This is a genomic window from Peptostreptococcus equinus, from assembly GCF_027125355.1.
Taxonomy (GTDB): Bacteria; Bacillota; Clostridia; order Peptostreptococcales; family Peptostreptococcaceae; genus Peptostreptococcus; species Peptostreptococcus equinus.
In genome coordinates, this window is sequence record NZ_CP114052.1 from 548,339 (window position 1) to 564,641 (window position 16,303).

14 protein-coding genes and 1 riboswitch are annotated in these 16,303 nt (G+C 29.5%); of the genes, 11 read left to right on the forward strand and 3 right to left on the reverse strand.

Features of this window, described 5'->3' with window-relative positions:
* Positions 1–10 precede the first annotated feature (10 nt).
* Complete coding sequence (gene adhE, locus O0R46_RS02845; protein ID WP_269312071.1) at positions 11–2,644, reverse strand: bifunctional acetaldehyde-CoA/alcohol dehydrogenase; 2,634 nt, start codon at positions 2,642–2,644, stop codon at positions 11–13.
* 430 nt (positions 2,645–3,074) lie between these two features.
* Here adhE and O0R46_RS02850 point away from each other — a divergent pair, with 430 nt between their 5' ends.
* From O0R46_RS02850 to O0R46_RS02860, 3 genes are all read left to right on the forward strand, one after another.
* A complete protein-coding gene (locus O0R46_RS02850; RefSeq protein WP_269312072.1) occupies positions 3,075–4,112 on the forward strand; it encodes an FUSC family protein in 1,038 nt (345 codons plus the stop codon).
* A gap of 89 nt (positions 4,113–4,201) precedes the next feature.
* On the forward strand, positions 4,202–4,894 hold the full coding sequence (locus O0R46_RS02855) for a VOC family protein (RefSeq protein WP_269312073.1): 693 nt from the start codon (positions 4,202–4,204) through the stop codon (positions 4,892–4,894).
* A gap of 177 nt (positions 4,895–5,071) precedes the next feature.
* On the forward strand, positions 5,072–5,899 hold the full coding sequence (locus O0R46_RS02860; protein WP_269312074.1) for an exodeoxyribonuclease III: 828 nt from the start codon (positions 5,072–5,074) through the stop codon (positions 5,897–5,899).
* A gap of 98 nt (positions 5,900–5,997) precedes the next feature.
* On the opposite strand, the gene O0R46_RS02865 is transcribed toward O0R46_RS02860, so the two are convergent.
* Positions 5,998–7,356, reverse strand: a complete 1,359-nt coding sequence (locus O0R46_RS02865; RefSeq protein WP_269312075.1) for an MATE family efflux transporter — start codon at positions 7,354–7,356, stop codon at positions 5,998–6,000.
* Between the two features lie 172 nt (positions 7,357–7,528).
* Between O0R46_RS02865 and zupT the strand changes: the two genes are divergently transcribed.
* From zupT to aroF, 4 genes are all read left to right on the forward strand, one after another.
* On the forward strand, positions 7,529–8,374 hold the full coding sequence (zupT, locus tag O0R46_RS02870; RefSeq protein ID WP_269312076.1) for a zinc transporter ZupT: 846 nt from the start codon (positions 7,529–7,531) through the stop codon (positions 8,372–8,374).
* Between the two features lie 133 nt (positions 8,375–8,507).
* Positions 8,508–9,542 (forward strand): 3-dehydroquinate synthase, encoded by a 1,035-nt coding sequence (aroB, locus tag O0R46_RS02875; RefSeq protein ID WP_269312077.1) that lies wholly within the window; start codon positions 8,508–8,510, stop codon positions 9,540–9,542.
* Positions 9,543–9,553: 11 nt separating this feature from the next.
* A complete protein-coding gene (locus O0R46_RS02880; protein ID WP_269312079.1) occupies positions 9,554–10,312 on the forward strand; it encodes a shikimate dehydrogenase family protein in 759 nt (252 codons plus the stop codon).
* A gap of 13 nt (positions 10,313–10,325) precedes the next feature.
* Positions 10,326–11,318: a 3-deoxy-7-phosphoheptulonate synthase gene (aroF, locus tag O0R46_RS02885; protein ID WP_269312080.1), complete on the forward strand. Its 993-nt coding sequence runs from the start codon at positions 10,326–10,328 to the stop codon at positions 11,316–11,318.
* 67 nt (positions 11,319–11,385) lie between these two features.
* Here the strand turns inward: aroF and O0R46_RS02890 are convergent, their stop codons facing one another.
* A complete protein-coding gene (locus O0R46_RS02890; RefSeq protein WP_269312081.1) occupies positions 11,386–11,796 on the reverse strand; it encodes a hypothetical protein in 411 nt (136 codons plus the stop codon).
* A gap of 146 nt (positions 11,797–11,942) precedes the next feature.
* A riboswitch (TPP riboswitch) is annotated at positions 11,943–12,047 on the forward strand.
* A 55-nt stretch (positions 12,048–12,102) separates the two neighbouring features.
* On the opposite strand from O0R46_RS02890, the gene thiD reads away from it, so the two are divergent.
* From thiD to O0R46_RS02915, 4 genes are all read left to right on the forward strand, one after another.
* Entirely contained in the window at positions 12,103–12,927 is an 825-nt protein-coding gene (gene thiD, locus O0R46_RS02895) for a bifunctional hydroxymethylpyrimidine kinase/phosphomethylpyrimidine kinase (protein ID WP_269312082.1), read from the forward strand.
* 14 nt (positions 12,928–12,941) lie between these two features.
* On the forward strand, positions 12,942–14,378 hold the full coding sequence (gene thiM / locus O0R46_RS10090; protein WP_331275614.1) for a hydroxyethylthiazole kinase: 1,437 nt from the start codon (positions 12,942–12,944) through the stop codon (positions 14,376–14,378).
* A 35-nt stretch (positions 14,379–14,413) separates the two neighbouring features.
* Complete coding sequence (gene thiC / locus O0R46_RS02910) at positions 14,414–15,730, forward strand: phosphomethylpyrimidine synthase ThiC (protein ID WP_269312083.1); 1,317 nt, start codon at positions 14,414–14,416, stop codon at positions 15,728–15,730.
* Between the two features lie 150 nt (positions 15,731–15,880).
* Positions 15,881–16,303, forward strand: a complete 423-nt coding sequence (locus O0R46_RS02915) for an RrF2 family transcriptional regulator (RefSeq protein WP_269312084.1) — start codon at positions 15,881–15,883, stop codon at positions 16,301–16,303.

Consider the following 16,303-nt stretch of genomic DNA (forward strand, 5'->3'; position numbering starts at 1 on the left):
ATTTATTGGGTTATCTACCGTAATATGCATCTAAATACATATTTTTTATCTCTTCAAATAAAGGATATCTTGGGTTTGCGCCTGTACACTGATCATCAAATGCCTGAATTGTCATTGCATCTAGATTATCTAAAAATGCTTTTTCATCTATACCAGCTTCTTTTATAGTAGCTGGTACACCAGTTTTTATTCTAAGTTCTTCTATGGCTTTTATTAGATTATCAACTGTTTCTCTATTGTCCTTTCCTGATTTTATACCACAGAATTTAGCAAATTCAGCGTATCTTTCGACACAATCAGGATATTTGTATTGAGAAAAAGTACCCATTTTTACTGGTGCCTCGGCACAGTTATATTTTATCACATGTGTAATTAGCATAGCATTTGCTATACCGTGTTGTACATGATGGAATGCTCCTAATTTATGAGCCATTGAGTGGCATACTCCCAAGAATGCATTTGCAAATGCCATACCTGCCATGGTTGAAGCTATTGCCATTTTTTCTCTAGCTTTAGCATCTGTTTTACCATTTTTGTATGCCTGAGGGAGATATTCAAATATAGTTTTTCCTGCTTGAAGTGCCAAGCCATCTGCTGGTTCAGTTCTCATAATTGAGGCATATGCTTCAAGTGCATGTGTAAGTGCATCAATACCAGAAGATGCTGTCAATCTTGGTGGCATATCCATCATCATATCAGCATCTACTATTGCCATATTAGGAAGTAGTTCATAATCTGCTAAAGGATATTTAATTCCTTCTTCTTGGTCAGTTATTACGGCAAATGGAGTAACTTCAGAGCCAGTACCAGCAGAAGTAGCTATAGCACAGAAATAAGATTTTTCGCCCATCTTAGGGAAAGTGTATACTCTTTTTCTTATATCCATAAATGTCATGGCCATGTCTTTAAAGTCTGCTTCTGGATGTTCATACATTACCCACATAATTTTACCAGCATCCATTGCAGAACCACCACCAACAGCAATAATTAAATCTGGTTCGAAAGATTTCATTGCTTCAGCACCTTTATGTGCGCAGGCTAGGGTAGGATCTGGCTCAACTTCAAAAAATGTAGTATGTACGATGCCCATTTCGTCTAATTGATTAGTGATATTTTTTGTATATCCATTTTTATATAGGAAAGAGTCAGTTACTATAAAGGCTTTTTTCTTGTTCATTACGTCTTTAAATTCTTTCATAGCTACTGGTAGGCAGCCTTTCTTGAAGTAAACTTTTTCTGGAGCTCTAAACCAAAGCATGTTTTCTCTCCTTTCAGCTACAGTTTTAATATTTATTAGGTGTTTTACCCCTACGTTTTCAGATACAGAATTTCCTCCCCAAGATCCACAACCTAGAGTAAATGAAGGAGCAAGTTTGAAATTGTATAAATCACCGATACCACCTTGAGATGATGGAGTATTTACTACTATTCTGCAAGTTTTCATCGTATCTATAAATTTTTGTAGCTTATACTTGCAATTTAATGTATCTATATAAAGTGAAGAAGTATGACCGAGACCGCCTTGCTCAACTAAATGTTCAGCTTTATATACAGCTTCTTCAAAAGTTTTGTATTTATACATTGCTAATATAGGAGATAATTTCTCGTGGGCAAATGGTTCAGAAAAATTTGTTTCTTCTACTTGTGCTATTACTATTCTAGAATATTCCGGTATTTCTACACCTGCTAATTTACCTAATCTGTGAGGGCTTTGGCCAACTATTTTATTATTTAGCCCACCTTTTTCATTAAGTATTATTTTTCTGAATTTATCCAATTCATCATTTTTTAGAACATAAGCACCTCTATAAGTAAATTCGTCTAATATTTCTTTATAATCTTTTTCTGGTACTATAACTGATTGTTCAGAAGCACAAATCATACCATTGTCAAAAGACTTTGAAAGTATGATTGAACTCACTGCTGTTTTATAATCTGCACTTTCATCAATAATAGCGGGTACATTACCAGCACCAACGCCCACGGCTGGTTTACCAGAAGAATAAGCAGATTTTACCATGCCAGGTCCACCTGTGGCTAATATTAGGTCAGCTTCTTTCATCAATTCAGCAGTTAACTCTATAGATGGTTGATCGACCCAAGCTATTATATCTTTTGGTGCACCTGCCTTCACTGCAGCATCTAATACGATCTTAGAGGCTGCTATAGTAGAATTTTTAGCTGTTGGGTGAGGAGATATTATTATTTCGTTTCTAGTTTTTAATGAAATTAAAGTTTTAAATATAGCTGTAGAAGTAGGGTTAGTGGTAGGAATTACAGCAGCTATTACACCAACTGGTTCTGCAATTTTTGTAATACCAAAAACATCATCTTTTTCAATCACACCACATGTTTGAGTATTTTTATATGCATTGTATGTGTATTCAGCTGCATAATTGTTTTTTATAACTTTATCTTCAGTTACACCCATATCAGTTTCTTCATTGGCTTTTATGGCAAGCTCAACACGTTTGTGATTTGCAGCCAATGCTGCTTCTTTAAAAATTTTGTCAACTTGTTCTTGTGTAAATGATGCAAATTGCTTTTGAGCTTCTCTAACCTTTTCAAGCCTTCGTTCAAATGTTTTTAAATCATTTACAATAAATTCTTCCTCATCAATTAAGTTTTTCTTTTCTTCTGTCATTTTTATAACCTCCTATTAAATAAAAAATCGTTCGTTTATTAATTAACATAATTATATTACTAGAGTGTGCAAAAGTCAACAATAAAAATGTGTATTCAATTGTATGACTATATATAAATAATAATATATGAGCATACAAATAATTAATCTTAGTCAATATTGAGTACGTATTTATATAATTAAAAAAACTGTATTGTTTTGGATAAAATTTTGTGGAAAATAATGTTTAAAAATAAACATAAATAGTTATTAAAATAACGTTTTAACAAAACTAATTCTATTATCAAGATATTTATTTTTTAAAATTAATTTATTTTTTATATTTGTTCAAGACTGTAAACATTAAATATAAGTAATAAAATTTAAAAACAAGTAAATTATAATAAAAAAATGATATAATTGATATATAAATAATAGATAGGAGGTAACTATGAAATCTAAAAATAAAATTTTCATAAAATCTATAGGTGCTGGTATATCTATGTCTATACCTCTTATAATAGGTATATTGTCCAAAGATCCTAATATATGTACATTTGGAGCATTAGGTTCTTTTTCTTTTTTGATTTTTAGAGACAGATCCATTATATGGAATATAAAAGCTATAGTTTTACATGCTATAGCCTTGCTATTTTCATTCTTTTTTGGTCTTATTACAGGTATGCACTCATGGATATTACCATTTGTCATCAGCATTATTTCTTTTATTGCTTTCTTCTTCACAAGGATATATAGAATTCCAAAACCAGATTATTTCTTTGTAATCATGGTTTTCGCTTCAGGATTTAATATTAGAGTAAATAATATTATTCAAGCCTTTGATAATTCAATATATTTACTCTATGGAATATGTGGAGCTTTAATAGCGTGTATTTTAACTTCATTGATAATGGGGCTCCCAAAAAGTTTGAAAAAAGATGACTACGAAAGTTTTACATTTCTAGATAAATATTATGTAACCATTCATAAATCACCAGATATGTTTTTAAAAGCATGTCATTTTTCAAGTGTGATTTTTATTACAGCTTACATATCATATTTATTTAGAGACAATAGTGGATATTGGGTTTTGGTTTCTTCAGCAGCTATACTAGCAGGTGAACATTTAAATGCCATTAGAAAAAGGACTATAGGGAGAGTTTTAGGTACTTTATTTGGACTTATTTTTGGATATTTTTTAATAAAAATAGATATGAACAAAGAAGTAACAATAATATTCATTATTATGTTTGCAGTATTAATTGAGTATTTTGTTAGTTTGAACTACACATTAGCCAACTTTTTTATAAATCCTCAGGTCTTACTACTTATGTCTTTACATGAGCAAAGCTACAAATATTCTATATTATCTGTAAGATTTGCGGGTGTTGTTATAGGAAGTATCATTGCTATGCTGCTAATATTTTTAATGACTCATTCAATTAGACTGATGGATCACTATACAATACCCAAATATTATCAAGATTAAGTTAGTAAATAGACTTTTAGGATATAATATTAATATATGATTTAGAAAAAAATTCATTATAAATAGATGTTTTGATATAGGAGGTTATTATGAAATTTAGAAATGTAGTATTAGTTGTAGATAATGTAGAGCAATCAAGTAAATTTTATAAAGAAGTATTTAATTTACATACTGTAGCAGATTTTGATACGAAAATTATACTTAGTGATGGCATTGTTTTGCAAGACAAAAGGTCATTTGAAAATGAGATAGGTGGAGGTATTAACAATGGACAGTTTAATTTTTGCTTGTACTTTGAAGAAAATAATATGATTGATTTTTTAGATAAATTATCTGAATATGCTGAAAGCCCAATTGTAAAAGAAAATATACAGGAAGATTATACTTCAAGAAAAATTTTTAGAATATTGGATCCAGATGGACATATGATTGAAGTAGGGGAAAGTTTTGATTATACTGTGAGGAGACTAAAAGAAGAAGGTTTTTCATTAGACGAAATAGCTACTAAAACTAAGATGTCAAAAGATATGTTAATTGATGTATATGGCTTAGAAGAGAAGGTCGAAGTTACTGATAGAATACAAAATGGAGTTAGTAAAAGAGAAAAAAATAATATATTAGAGATTGAAGATAATGTACAAATTGACTTAAGCAACATCAAAAATGATGAAGAAATATATTCTATTGATAATTATGTGCATAAAGAAAATAATGTATGCAAAAATGAACCTCTAGAAGAAAATATAAAAAAAGTAGATGAGAAGACTTTTAGAATAGATTAAATATAAGATTGGTAAAATTCTATATAGCCTAAAAATTTATATATGTATATAAGGCATTACTATAAATAGAATTTGCATTTATAATAATCTATAATTTGACTATTATAAAAAATAGTAGAAAAAATACCTCTTATTTGGGTATAATATATTCTAGATATTATACTTAGGAGGAAATTTATGAAACTTATTTCGTGGAATATAGATTCTTTAAATGCAGCGCTTACTAGTGATTCAGCACGTGCTTTATTATCAAGAGAGGTTTTAAAAAATCTTGCATTAATGGATGCAGATGTAATAGGACTTCAAGAAACAAAATTATCAGCAAAAGGTCCTACTAAAAAACATATAGAGATTTTAGGTGAAATTTTTCCTGGTTACAATTTTGTGTGGAGAAGTTCTCAAGAACCAGCAAGAAAAAGCTATGCCGGAACAATGTTTTTATACAAAAAAAAATTCAACCCCGAAGTTAGCTTTCCTACAATAGGAGCTCCATCCACAATGGATGACGAAGGAAGAATAATTACTTTAGAATTTGATGATTGTTTTGTAACACAAGTTTATACACCAAATGCAGGAGATGGACTAAGAAGACTAGAAGAAAGACAAGTATGGGATCAAAAATATGCAGATTATTTATGCCAATTGTCTGAAAAAAAACCAGTACTTGCATGTGGGGATTACAATGTTGCCCATAGAGAAATAGACCTCGCAAATCCAGCTAGTAACCACTTTTCTGCAGGATTTACGGATGAAGAGCGTGAGGGATTTACAAATTTCTTGGGAAGAGGATTTATTGATTCTTTCCGTCATTTGCATGGAGATAAAGAAGGGGTTTATTCTTGGTGGGCACAAAGAGTAAAAACAAGTAAGATAAATAATTCAGGATGGAGGATTGACTACTGGGTTGTAAGTAGCGATGTTGCTGATAAAGTTAGGGTATCTGATATGATTGATTCTGGTACAAGACAAGATCATACACCAATATTATTAGAAATAGATTTATAAAATTTATTAGTATTTTAATAATATAAAAAGAGCTTTTATTTGATTTTATAGTCAATTTAAAGCTCTTTTTTGTTTTATTTAATTATTGTAGATAAAATCTATATATTTATAGTCGAATTCCTTTTGTATGTAATATAGGCATATAAGCAAGTTATTAATTCCGTAATTATAAAAGAATACCATACGCCATTCATTTGGAATAATCTAGTTAAAATCCACATCATTGGTAGTAATAATACTAACTGTCTTAATAAATTTATAATCAAGCTATATTTTATATTTGCAGTTGACTGCATATAAGATGCTATCATCGTTGAAATACCATTAAAAATATAGCTGGTAGCCATTATTCTGAGAGCAGGAACTCCAAAACTAATCATTTGATCTGAGGCCATAAATATTTTTAAAATATGAACAGGAAAAACTATAAGTAAAATAGATCCAAATCCCATTAGTATACTGGCAATTATAGTTCCATATTTAAATGCTTGCATTAATCTATCTATTTTTTTTGCACCAAAGTTATAAGACATAATTGGTATGCAACCCTGAATCAAACCATTAACTGTCATAACTACTACTTGCTGTGCTTTGAAATATGCTCCAAAAAATGCTACAGCAGTTGTGGAATATACTATTAGGAACATATTGGCAAAACTTACCATAAATGCTCCAAGTGCATTCATAATAAAAGATGGTAAACCTAGCGTTATAATATCTCTAAAATATGAATAGCATAAAGAAAAATTATTTTTTTTGATCTTTACTTTTTGCTTTGTAAATATTAATACATAAAATGCTAAAATCATCGATAATGTGTATCCTAATACAGTTGAAAGAGCGGCACCTTTTATACCCATTTTAGGGAATGGTCCAAATCCAAAAATTAATATTGGATCGAATACTAGGTTAAAGACAACCCCTGCTATTTGAAACCACATAGGGGCTATCATATTACCTGTACCTTGTATTATTTTTTGTACAGCTATATGAAGTATATTCGGTATTTGCATAAAAGCACATATATACATGTAGTCAGTAAAAAGTTCAAGTAATCTTGGATTAGACGAGAAAGCATAAAAATATGGTTTTATTGAAAGTAAGCATAATATATTTAATAAAATACCAACGAAAGTTGCAAGTATAAGTCCATGATTAACTATTGAATTTGCTTTATCAAAATCTTTTTGCCCCAGAAATCTAGAAATTAAAACATTTATTCCCACTCCAATACCGATTGAAAAGGCAAGCATTAGAGTAGTAAGAGGAAAGGACAAAGAAACTGCAGTAAGTGCATCTTCGCTGATCCATGATACAAATAGACAGTCTATAAAATTATATGAATACTGCATAAACATTGAGCAAAGAGGTGGTAGTGACATAGAAATGATTAGTGGAAGAATTTTTTTATCTTCCATCTTATTGTAAGCTAAGGAATTGCTATTTGTATTATTCATTACATTATCTCCCTTCAGTATATGTTTTGTAATAATATTATGTTTATATTTAAACAAATAAAATAAAAAATTTCAATGTATTTCTAATAAATTTTTATTATCAAATTGAATGATATTAAATATTATGGTAGAATGAATATAGCTATCTGGCTAATTTAGGGGGAAATAATATATGAATAACTATATATACGCATTTTTATTAACGCTATTTGCAGGACTTGCAACTGGCATAGGTTCACTAATTGTATTTTTCACAAAAAAAAGCAACACAAAGTTTTTAGCAATAAGTTTGGGCTTTTCTGCTGGGGTAATGATTTATGTATCTATGGTGGAAATATTAAACGAGTCACAACAGATTTTGGTAGGAGCCTTAGGAGATAAGCTGGGTTCTTGGATTAGTGTTGTATCTTTTTTTCTAGGTATGCTTGTAATTGCTGTAATTGACAGGTTAATACCGGAAGGTGAAAATCCTCATGAACTTCATTCAATTGAAGAAATGTCTGAAGAACATATGGATGAACATCATATGGATCAAATAATAATGCGACAAGAGGCTCAGAAAAATCATAAACTTTTGAGAATGGGTATTTTAACTGCATTAGCTATAGGTATTCATAATTTTCCAGAGGGTATAGCGACTTTTGTAAGTTCTTTACAGGATCCAAAACTAGGTATAATGATTGCTTTTGCAATAGCTATACATAATATACCTGAAGGTATAGCTGTATCAGTACCTATATATTACTCAACAGGTAGTAGGAAAAAAGCTTTTAAATACTCATTTTTATCAGGTCTATCAGAACCAGTGGGTGCTATTATTGGTTTTTTAATTTTGACTCCTATAATGAGTGATACATTGATGGGTGTTATTTTTTCTATGGTAGCAGGTATAATGGTATTTATTTCTTTTGATGAATTATTACCTTCTGCAAGAGAGTACGGTGAACACCATTTATCAATTTATGGATTGGTAGTTGGAATGATGGTAATGGCAGTAAGTTTGCTTTTATTTAAATAACTATAAAATATGGTTTTAAGGTGATTGGTCAAATTATTTGTCCAATCATTATTTGTTTATTTAAAAACATATAAATAATGAATTTTTGTGGTAAAATAGTATAGTTAGATTATTTTAGGAGGTCGTATTAACAATGGAAACTATAAAAATCAATGATGAATACGAAATATTTTTTGATGATAATTTAATAGATAAAATAAAAGATTTTGTTGATAATCACCACAAATCAAGCAGAATATTAATCATAAAAGATAAAAATATTGATAGAATATATAAAGACATTACTTTTACTGATGAAAAACAAGTATTTGATTTTGTTGTAGAAGTTGGAGAAAAATCAAAATCCATATCTACTTATGATAAGATAATCAGTTTTATGTCTGAAAACAAATTTGATAGAAGTGATCTTATAATAGTTTTTGGTGGTGGAGTAGTTGGCGATTTAGGTGGCTTTGTAGCTTCTACTTATATGAGATCTATTGATTATATACAAATACCAACATCATTATTGTCCATGGTAGATTCTTCGGTAGGATCAAAAACTGCTATTAATACAGAAAGTGGAAAAAATTTGATAGGAACTTTTTATAATCCTAAAAAAGTATATATAAATTTTGATTTTTTAAGTACACTTCCAAATAAAGAATTAAAAAATGGGCTAGCTGAAATAATAAAATATGCATTTATATATGATAGAAATTTATATAAGTTATTAAATGATAAAGAAGCTTTTGATGTAGAAAATCTTAAGGTTTTAATACATAGATGCGTAGAGATTAAAAAGATAATAGTAAATCAAGACATGAAAGAAAATGGGATAAGAAAGATACTAAATTTTGGACATACGGTTGGTCATGCTATAGAAAAGATTACTAATTATGAAATTTCTCATGGTTATGCTGTAGCTATGGGTATGATTTGTATTTGCAAGATTTTCATCAATGACAATGAGCAAGCAGTAAATGTATATGATTCCTTATTATCCCTACTTGATAAATATTCTTTACCTACTTCAATGGACTTTGATCTAGAAGAGATGCATGAATATATATTTAAGGATAAAAAATCCTATGGAGAATTTATAGATATTATTAAATTGGATGATATTGGTAAGGCTAAAATTGTAAAAATAAACAAAAAAGAGTTTATATACATGATGAATATGTAAGGGGAATAAAATTGGAATTTGGGCTTTTAGGAAAATCAATATCATATAGCTTTTCGCCTATTTTGCACGAAATATTAGGTTCTAAGCCATATGAGTTAATTGAATTAGAAGAAGATAAAATAGAAGATTTTTTTAAGAAAAAAGACTTTAAAGGTATTAATGTCACTATACCATACAAAAAAATTGCGATGGAATATTGTGATTTTGTTGATCCAGCCGCCGCTAGAATAGGAAATGTAAATACAATACTAAATAAAAGTGGAAAATTATATGGATACAATACTGATTATTATGGATTTACATATACAATAAATAAACTAGGTATTGATGTAAGAAATACAAAACCTTTAATAGTAGGTGGTGGAGCTACTTATAATACTGTAAGAGTAGCACTTGAGGATTTAGGTGTTAGCAATATATTAAATGTTTCTAGAAAAGGAATAAATAAGTTAGATGACTTTGATTATTATAAGGAAGCTGATTTTCTCATAAATTGTACTCCTATAGGAAATAATTTACATTTAGATATTGAGTTTCCTATAGATATAAGGAAATTAAATAAAATAAAGTATTTGGTTGATTTAAATTATAATCCTTTGGAAATTAAGTTAGTATGTCAAGCAAAAAAACTGGGAGCAAAAGCTTCAACAGGTCTATTGATGTTAGTAGCACAAGCTGTAAAATCTTCTGAAATTTTTCAAGGAAAAAGATTAGAGGAAGAAAAAATAGACGAAGTTTTAATGGAAATGAGAAAGATAATTTGTAAATAATGGAGGTGAATTTGTGCAATATATTTTTAAGAATAAAAATGATTACAACTCATGTATAGAGTTTTTAATAGATAATAATATTGCTTTTGAAAAACATATTGTTGCTGATATTTTTGTAATTATTTTATTAGAAAGTGATAAGAAAGAGTATATAGAATCTAAGCAGAATGAGTTTAAAAATAGTTTAGATATTAATATAGATTATGGATATATGACAAGCAAAGAGTATAAGGAAAAGACTACATTTAAAGTTGGAAGTATAAATATAGGAGCAGATGAACCTGTGATAATATCTGGACCTTGTTCGGTGGAAAATTATGATACAATGCTTGCCATAACTAAGGAACTAAAAAAAGCAGATGTCAATTTGATTAGAGCAGGAGCATTCAAGCCTAGAACTTCACCATATGATTTTCAAGGTATTGGAAGAGATGGAGTTGAAATGCTTCAAAAAATTTCAAAAGAGGAAGATATTCCAGTAGTGACAGAGATAATGGATGTTAGAGACCTTGATTTTATGTATGATAAAATAGATGTATTTCAAGTTGGAACAAGAAATATGTATAATTATCCTTTATTAAGGGAATTAGGTAAAATTGACAAGCCAATTTTACTGAAGAGAGGATTTAGTGCAACTATAAAAGAGTTATTGCTTAGTGCCGAATACATTATGAAAGAAGGCAATGAAAAAATAATACTTTGTGAGAGGGGTATTAGAACTTTTTCTGACATTTCAAGAAATACACTAGATATTAGTGTTATACCTATTTTAAAAGAATTGACTCATTTGCCTGTTATGGTTGATCCAAGTCATGCAGCTGGTCAGAGGTCTTTGATAAAATCTCTATCATGTGCAGCTATTGGTGCTGGTGCAGATGGTTTGGTAATAGAATCACATATTAATCCGAATCAGGCTTGGAGTGATTCAATACAGACAATTGATACAAAATATATGAAAAAAATTGTAGATTTAAGTAGAAGAATTAAAAGAGAAATTTTATTATAAAAAAGAGAGCTAAGCTCTCTTTTTTAATTGTTTAAAATAATTCTATAAAATAAATAATTACTAGATTTTAAGCTTTAAAAAGTAGATGACCTAAAATTGTAACTATTAGTAGAAGGCTTATAATTCTATGTAATATAAACCAAGCTCCAGATCGTTTCTTTTTTTGTTTTGATCCATAGATACCCAGTAAAACTTGAAGTCCCAATATACAACCAGCTATTATTCCTGTGATACTTATTCCATTAATAGTCCACATTATTGAAAAGTGTAATAAAAGACCACCAACAGCCATTAACCCCCAAATCTTATGATATTTTACAAAAATAGTTACCAAAATAGGAAAATATTTATCTACTATTTTATATTTTTTTATATATTGATAAAAATTCTTTTTTATATATTTTGTAATAAAATTCATTACAGTGGCTCCAAAACTACCTAGTGCCAAAAATCCAAAAAACTTAGCAATTGTTTCCATAATACCTCCTAAAAAACTTAATACCTATTAGAATATTATATACTATTATCAAATGATTACAATATAATAATTGAATTTATAAAATTATTTTTGTTGTAAAATATAAATCGATATGATAATATAATGAATATAGTATAAAAAACTTGATATTATGAAAAGGGTGCTGATAAATCGGCTGAGATAAGAATGTGATTCTTGACCTTCGACCTGATCTGGGTAATGCCAGCGTAGGAATTCAATAAACGCCGCATATATCCATGGATATATGTTTTTTTTATTGCAAAAATTGTATGTGGAGGGCAAATAATGAAAAGAGTACTGACAATAGCTGGTTCTGATTCTAGCGGAGGGGCTGGGATTCAAACTGATTTGAAAACATTTGCTGCACATGGTGTATATGGTATGAGTGCCATTACTGCTGTTACAGCTCAAAATACAATGGGTGTAAATTTAATAGAAAATATTTCGCCTGAAATGATTCTAGCCCAAATAGATGCTGTATTTACTGATATTGAAGTAGATGCTGTAAAAATTGGTATGTTATCAAATTCAAATATAGTAAGGTCTGTATATGAAGGTTTAAAAAAATATAAAGCAAAAAATATTGTATTAGATCCAGTAATGATTTCTACATCTGGATTTGATTTAATTGATGATTTTGCAAAAAATGAGTTGATAAATAAATTATTTTCTTTGGCGGAAATTATTACTCCTAATATAATGGAAGCACAATGTATATATAGATTATTGTTCGATAAAGAGATAGAAATATCAACTAAAGAAGATATGGCAAAGGCTGGTAAAGAAATACAAAAAACTACAGGAAAGTATGTATTGATAAAAGGTGGGCACTTAGATGAAAATCCTTGTGATGTATTAATAGATAAAGAATCAAGAGAATATTTTTTCACAAATGTAAGAATTGACACTAAGAATACTCATGGCACAGGATGCACATTGTCATCATCTATTGCATCAAATTTAGGTCTTGGATTTGATATGATTAGATCTGTAAAAAAATCAAAGGAGTTTATTACTATGGCTATAGAATATTCTCTTGATATAGGTCATGGATGTGGTCCAACTAATCCAATGGGAAAAATTTATGAAGATTTAAAATTTGAACTATAAATAGAGGTATGAATATGAATATAGAAATAATAAAAAAAGAGATATACCAGTCTTTAGATAAAGTTAGACAAGTAAAACCATTAATAGAGCAAGTAACAAATTATGTTACAATAAATGACTGCGCAAATGTAACTTTAGCAATAGGAGCATCACCAGTAATGGGAGATGCATATGATGAAGTGGATCAAATGACAAGGGTAGCAAATGCGCTAGTCCTAAATTTTGGAATAATTAATTCAGATTCATTAAAAACAATGATAAAAGCTGGAATTACAGCGAATGAGAATAATATACCTATTGTTTTTGATCCTGTAGGTGTTGGAGCTACTCCTTTTAGAAATGAATCCGTAAAAGAATTTTTAAGTAAGGTACATGTAAATATCATAAAAGGAAATGCATCAGAAATAATGTCACTAGCAGGTATAAAAGTAAATACCAAGGGAGTAGATTCTAGTGTAGATAGTATAGAAGCAATAGATGCAGCACTATTAGTTTCAAGAAAATATAGGTGTGTGTGTGCAGTGACTGGAAAAATTGATATTATTACTGACGGAATAAATATCGTGAAAATTGAAAATGAATCAGACTCCTTAGCTTATATTACGGGTACTGGTTGTATGATTACATCACTTATAGGAAGTTTTATAGGGGCAAATAAGAATCCATTTATAAGTGCTATATCTGGGGTCTTAGCAATGAGCCTATCTGGAGAATTGGCAAAATCAGAAACTAGAGGAATTGCTTCATATAAAGAAAAAGTAATGAATAACATATTTAATTTAAATACAGTAATGATAAAAGAAAATGCAAAAATAACTTTTGAAAAAGTAAAATATCAGTACGATATGTATTTAGTTACAGATGAAAAAGCATGTTTAGGAAAAGATTTTTATAAAACTATAGAAGAAAGTATAAAGGGTGGAGCAAAAATCGTTCAACTTAGAGAAAAGAATCTTTCCACTAGAGATTTCCTAATTAGAGCTAAAAAACTAAAAGAAATTTGTGATAAATATGATATACCATTATTAATAAATGATAGGTTGGATATAGCATTGGCTGTGGATGCTGCAGGGGTTCATGTTGGGCAATCAGATATGCCTATTAAAAAGGTTAAAGAATTGATAGGTCATAATAAAATAGTAGGTATTTCTGCAAAGACAGTAAATGAAGCTATTGAGGCTCAAGAGCAGGGTGCAGACTATATTGGGGTAGGAGCAATTTATTCTACAGACACAAAGACCGATTCAGATGTTATAACAAAAGATACAATGATGGATATAAGAAAAAGTGTATATATTCCAATTCTTGCAATTGGAGGAGTTAAGTTAGATAATATTGAAGTTTTAAAGGATAGAGATGTAGATGGTATTTGTGTAATATCAGATATATTAAATCAAGAAGACTGCAAAAAAAGAACAGAAAAATTGATAGAAAAATTTTCAAAACTATAATTATAAGAATTAAAATAAATTGCATGGAGGAAGATATGAATAATTATACTACACAGATGGATGCTGCTAAGAAAGGCATTCTAACACAGCAAATGAAAAGGGTTGCTGAAAAGGAGTTTATTGATCCTAAAGTGCTTATGCAAAGAGTAGCAAAGGGTGAAATTGCAATACCTGCAAATAAAAATCATAAGAGTCTATTGGCAGAAGGCGTTGGTACTGGACTTAGCACAAAAATTAATGTGAATCTTGGTATATCAAGAGACTGTCCAGATGTTGATAAAGAATTAGAAAAAGTAAAAAAGGCTATAGATATGAAAGCTGAAGCTATAATGGATTTGAGTTCTTTCGGTAAAACTGAAGAATTTAGACAGAAATTAATAGCTATGTCATCAGCTATGATTGGTACAGTACCAGTTTATGATGCGATAGGTTTTTATGACAAAGAATTAAAAGATATAACATCAGACGAATTTTTAGATGTAGTTAGAAAACATGCAAAAGATGGTGTGGATTTTGTAACCATTCACGCAGGTATGAATAAAGAAGCTATGAAGATATTTAAAAGAAATAAAAGAATAACTAATATAGTATCTAGAGGCGGATCATTAATGTATGCTTGGATGGAATTAAATAATGCGGAAAATCCATTTTTTGAAAGATTTGATGAGCTACTAGAAATATGCCAAGAGTATGACCTAACATTAAGTCTAGGTGATGCTATGAGACCAGGTTGTTTAAATGATTCAACTGATGCTTGTCAGATAAAAGAACTAACAACTTTAGGAGAATTGACATTAAGGGCATGGGAGAAAAATGTACAAGTCATAATAGAAGGTCCTGGTCATATGGCTATTGATGAAATAGAAGCTAATGTTAAATTAGAAAAAAGACTTTGTCATAATGCACCATTTTATGTGCTTGGTCCAATAGTCACTGATATAGCACCAGGCTATGATCATATAACTTCAGCTATAGGAGGTGCGATAGCGGCATCAGCAGGAGTAGATTTCTTATGTTATGTGACTCCCGCAGAACATTTAAGATTACCAGACTTAGAAGATATGAAAGAGGGTATTATAGCCACTAAGATAGCAGCACATGCTGCAGATATAGCAAAGAAAATACCTAAAGCAATGGATTGGGACAATAAAATGGCCAAGGCTAGAGCAGATATTGATTGGGAAGTAATGTTCAATCTAGCAATAGATGAAGATAAGGCTAGAAAATATAGAGAAGAGTCAACACCAGAACACAGTGATACATGCACAATGTGTGGAAAAATGTGTTCAATGAGAACTATGAAAAAAATAATGGCAGGTGAAGATCTAAATATACTTAGAGATGATAAATAAATTATTTTGAAAAATAAAAATAAATTAGTCTAATTTTATATAAAAGCTCCTCAAATATTGATTTGGGGAGCTTTTAACCTACTTTAAAAACTATTTTTTTTATGATATAATCAAAATAGTTTTTAATATATTTTGATTGGGGATAGTATAATGAGCGAGTTTATAATAGCGCTACATGCCTTGGTTTTTTTAGCACATGATGGTTTATCAAAATCAAGTGAAGAATTGTCCGAGAACTTATGTACTAATTCTGTAAGAATAAGAAAAGTAATGTCTCTTTGTAAAAAAAATGGATTGGTAGAGACAAAGTCAGGCGTAAATGGTGGCTATATGATAGGTAAAGATGGAAAGAATATAAATTTAAAACAAATTTATGAAGCTGTTGATATTACTTTATTAGAGTCTAAATGGCATTCTGGTAATATTGAATCAGACTGTCCTTATTGTGCTTATATGGGGCGATATGTAGATGGATTATTCTCTTATATCAATAAAGAAGCATTTTCCATACTAGAAAAAATAACTATAGCTGATGTGGAAAATGATATAAAAAAAATGGCAGAAAATAGGTAA

Bases quoted from the DNA above. Each gene is read 5' to 3' on its own strand.
- adhE (WP_269312071.1), bottom strand. From the start codon at position 2,644: ATGACAGAAGAAAAGAAAAACTTAATTGATGAGGAAGAATTTATTGTA.
- O0R46_RS02850 (WP_269312072.1), top strand. From the start codon at position 3,075: ATGAAATCTAAAAATAAAATTTTCATAAAATCTATAGGTGCTGGTATA.
- O0R46_RS02855 (WP_269312073.1), top strand. From the start codon at position 4,202: ATGAAATTTAGAAATGTAGTATTAGTTGTAGATAATGTAGAGCAATCA.
- O0R46_RS02860 (WP_269312074.1), top strand. From the start codon at position 5,072: ATGAAACTTATTTCGTGGAATATAGATTCTTTAAATGCAGCGCTTACT.
- O0R46_RS02865 (WP_269312075.1), bottom strand. From the start codon at position 7,356: ATGAATAATACAAATAGCAATTCCTTAGCTTACAATAAGATGGAAGAT.
- zupT (WP_269312076.1), top strand. From the start codon at position 7,529: ATGAATAACTATATATACGCATTTTTATTAACGCTATTTGCAGGACTT.
- aroB (WP_269312077.1), top strand. From the start codon at position 8,508: ATGGAAACTATAAAAATCAATGATGAATACGAAATATTTTTTGATGAT.
- O0R46_RS02890 (WP_269312081.1), bottom strand. From the start codon at position 11,796: ATGGAAACAATTGCTAAGTTTTTTGGATTTTTGGCACTAGGTAGTTTT.
- thiD (WP_269312082.1), top strand. From the start codon at position 12,103: ATGAAAAGAGTACTGACAATAGCTGGTTCTGATTCTAGCGGAGGGGCT.
- thiM (WP_331275614.1), top strand. From the start codon at position 12,942: ATGAATATAGAAATAATAAAAAAAGAGATATACCAGTCTTTAGATAAA.
- thiC (WP_269312083.1), top strand. From the start codon at position 14,414: ATGAATAATTATACTACACAGATGGATGCTGCTAAGAAAGGCATTCTA.
- O0R46_RS02915 (WP_269312084.1), top strand. From the start codon at position 15,881: ATGAGCGAGTTTATAATAGCGCTACATGCCTTGGTTTTTTTAGCACAT.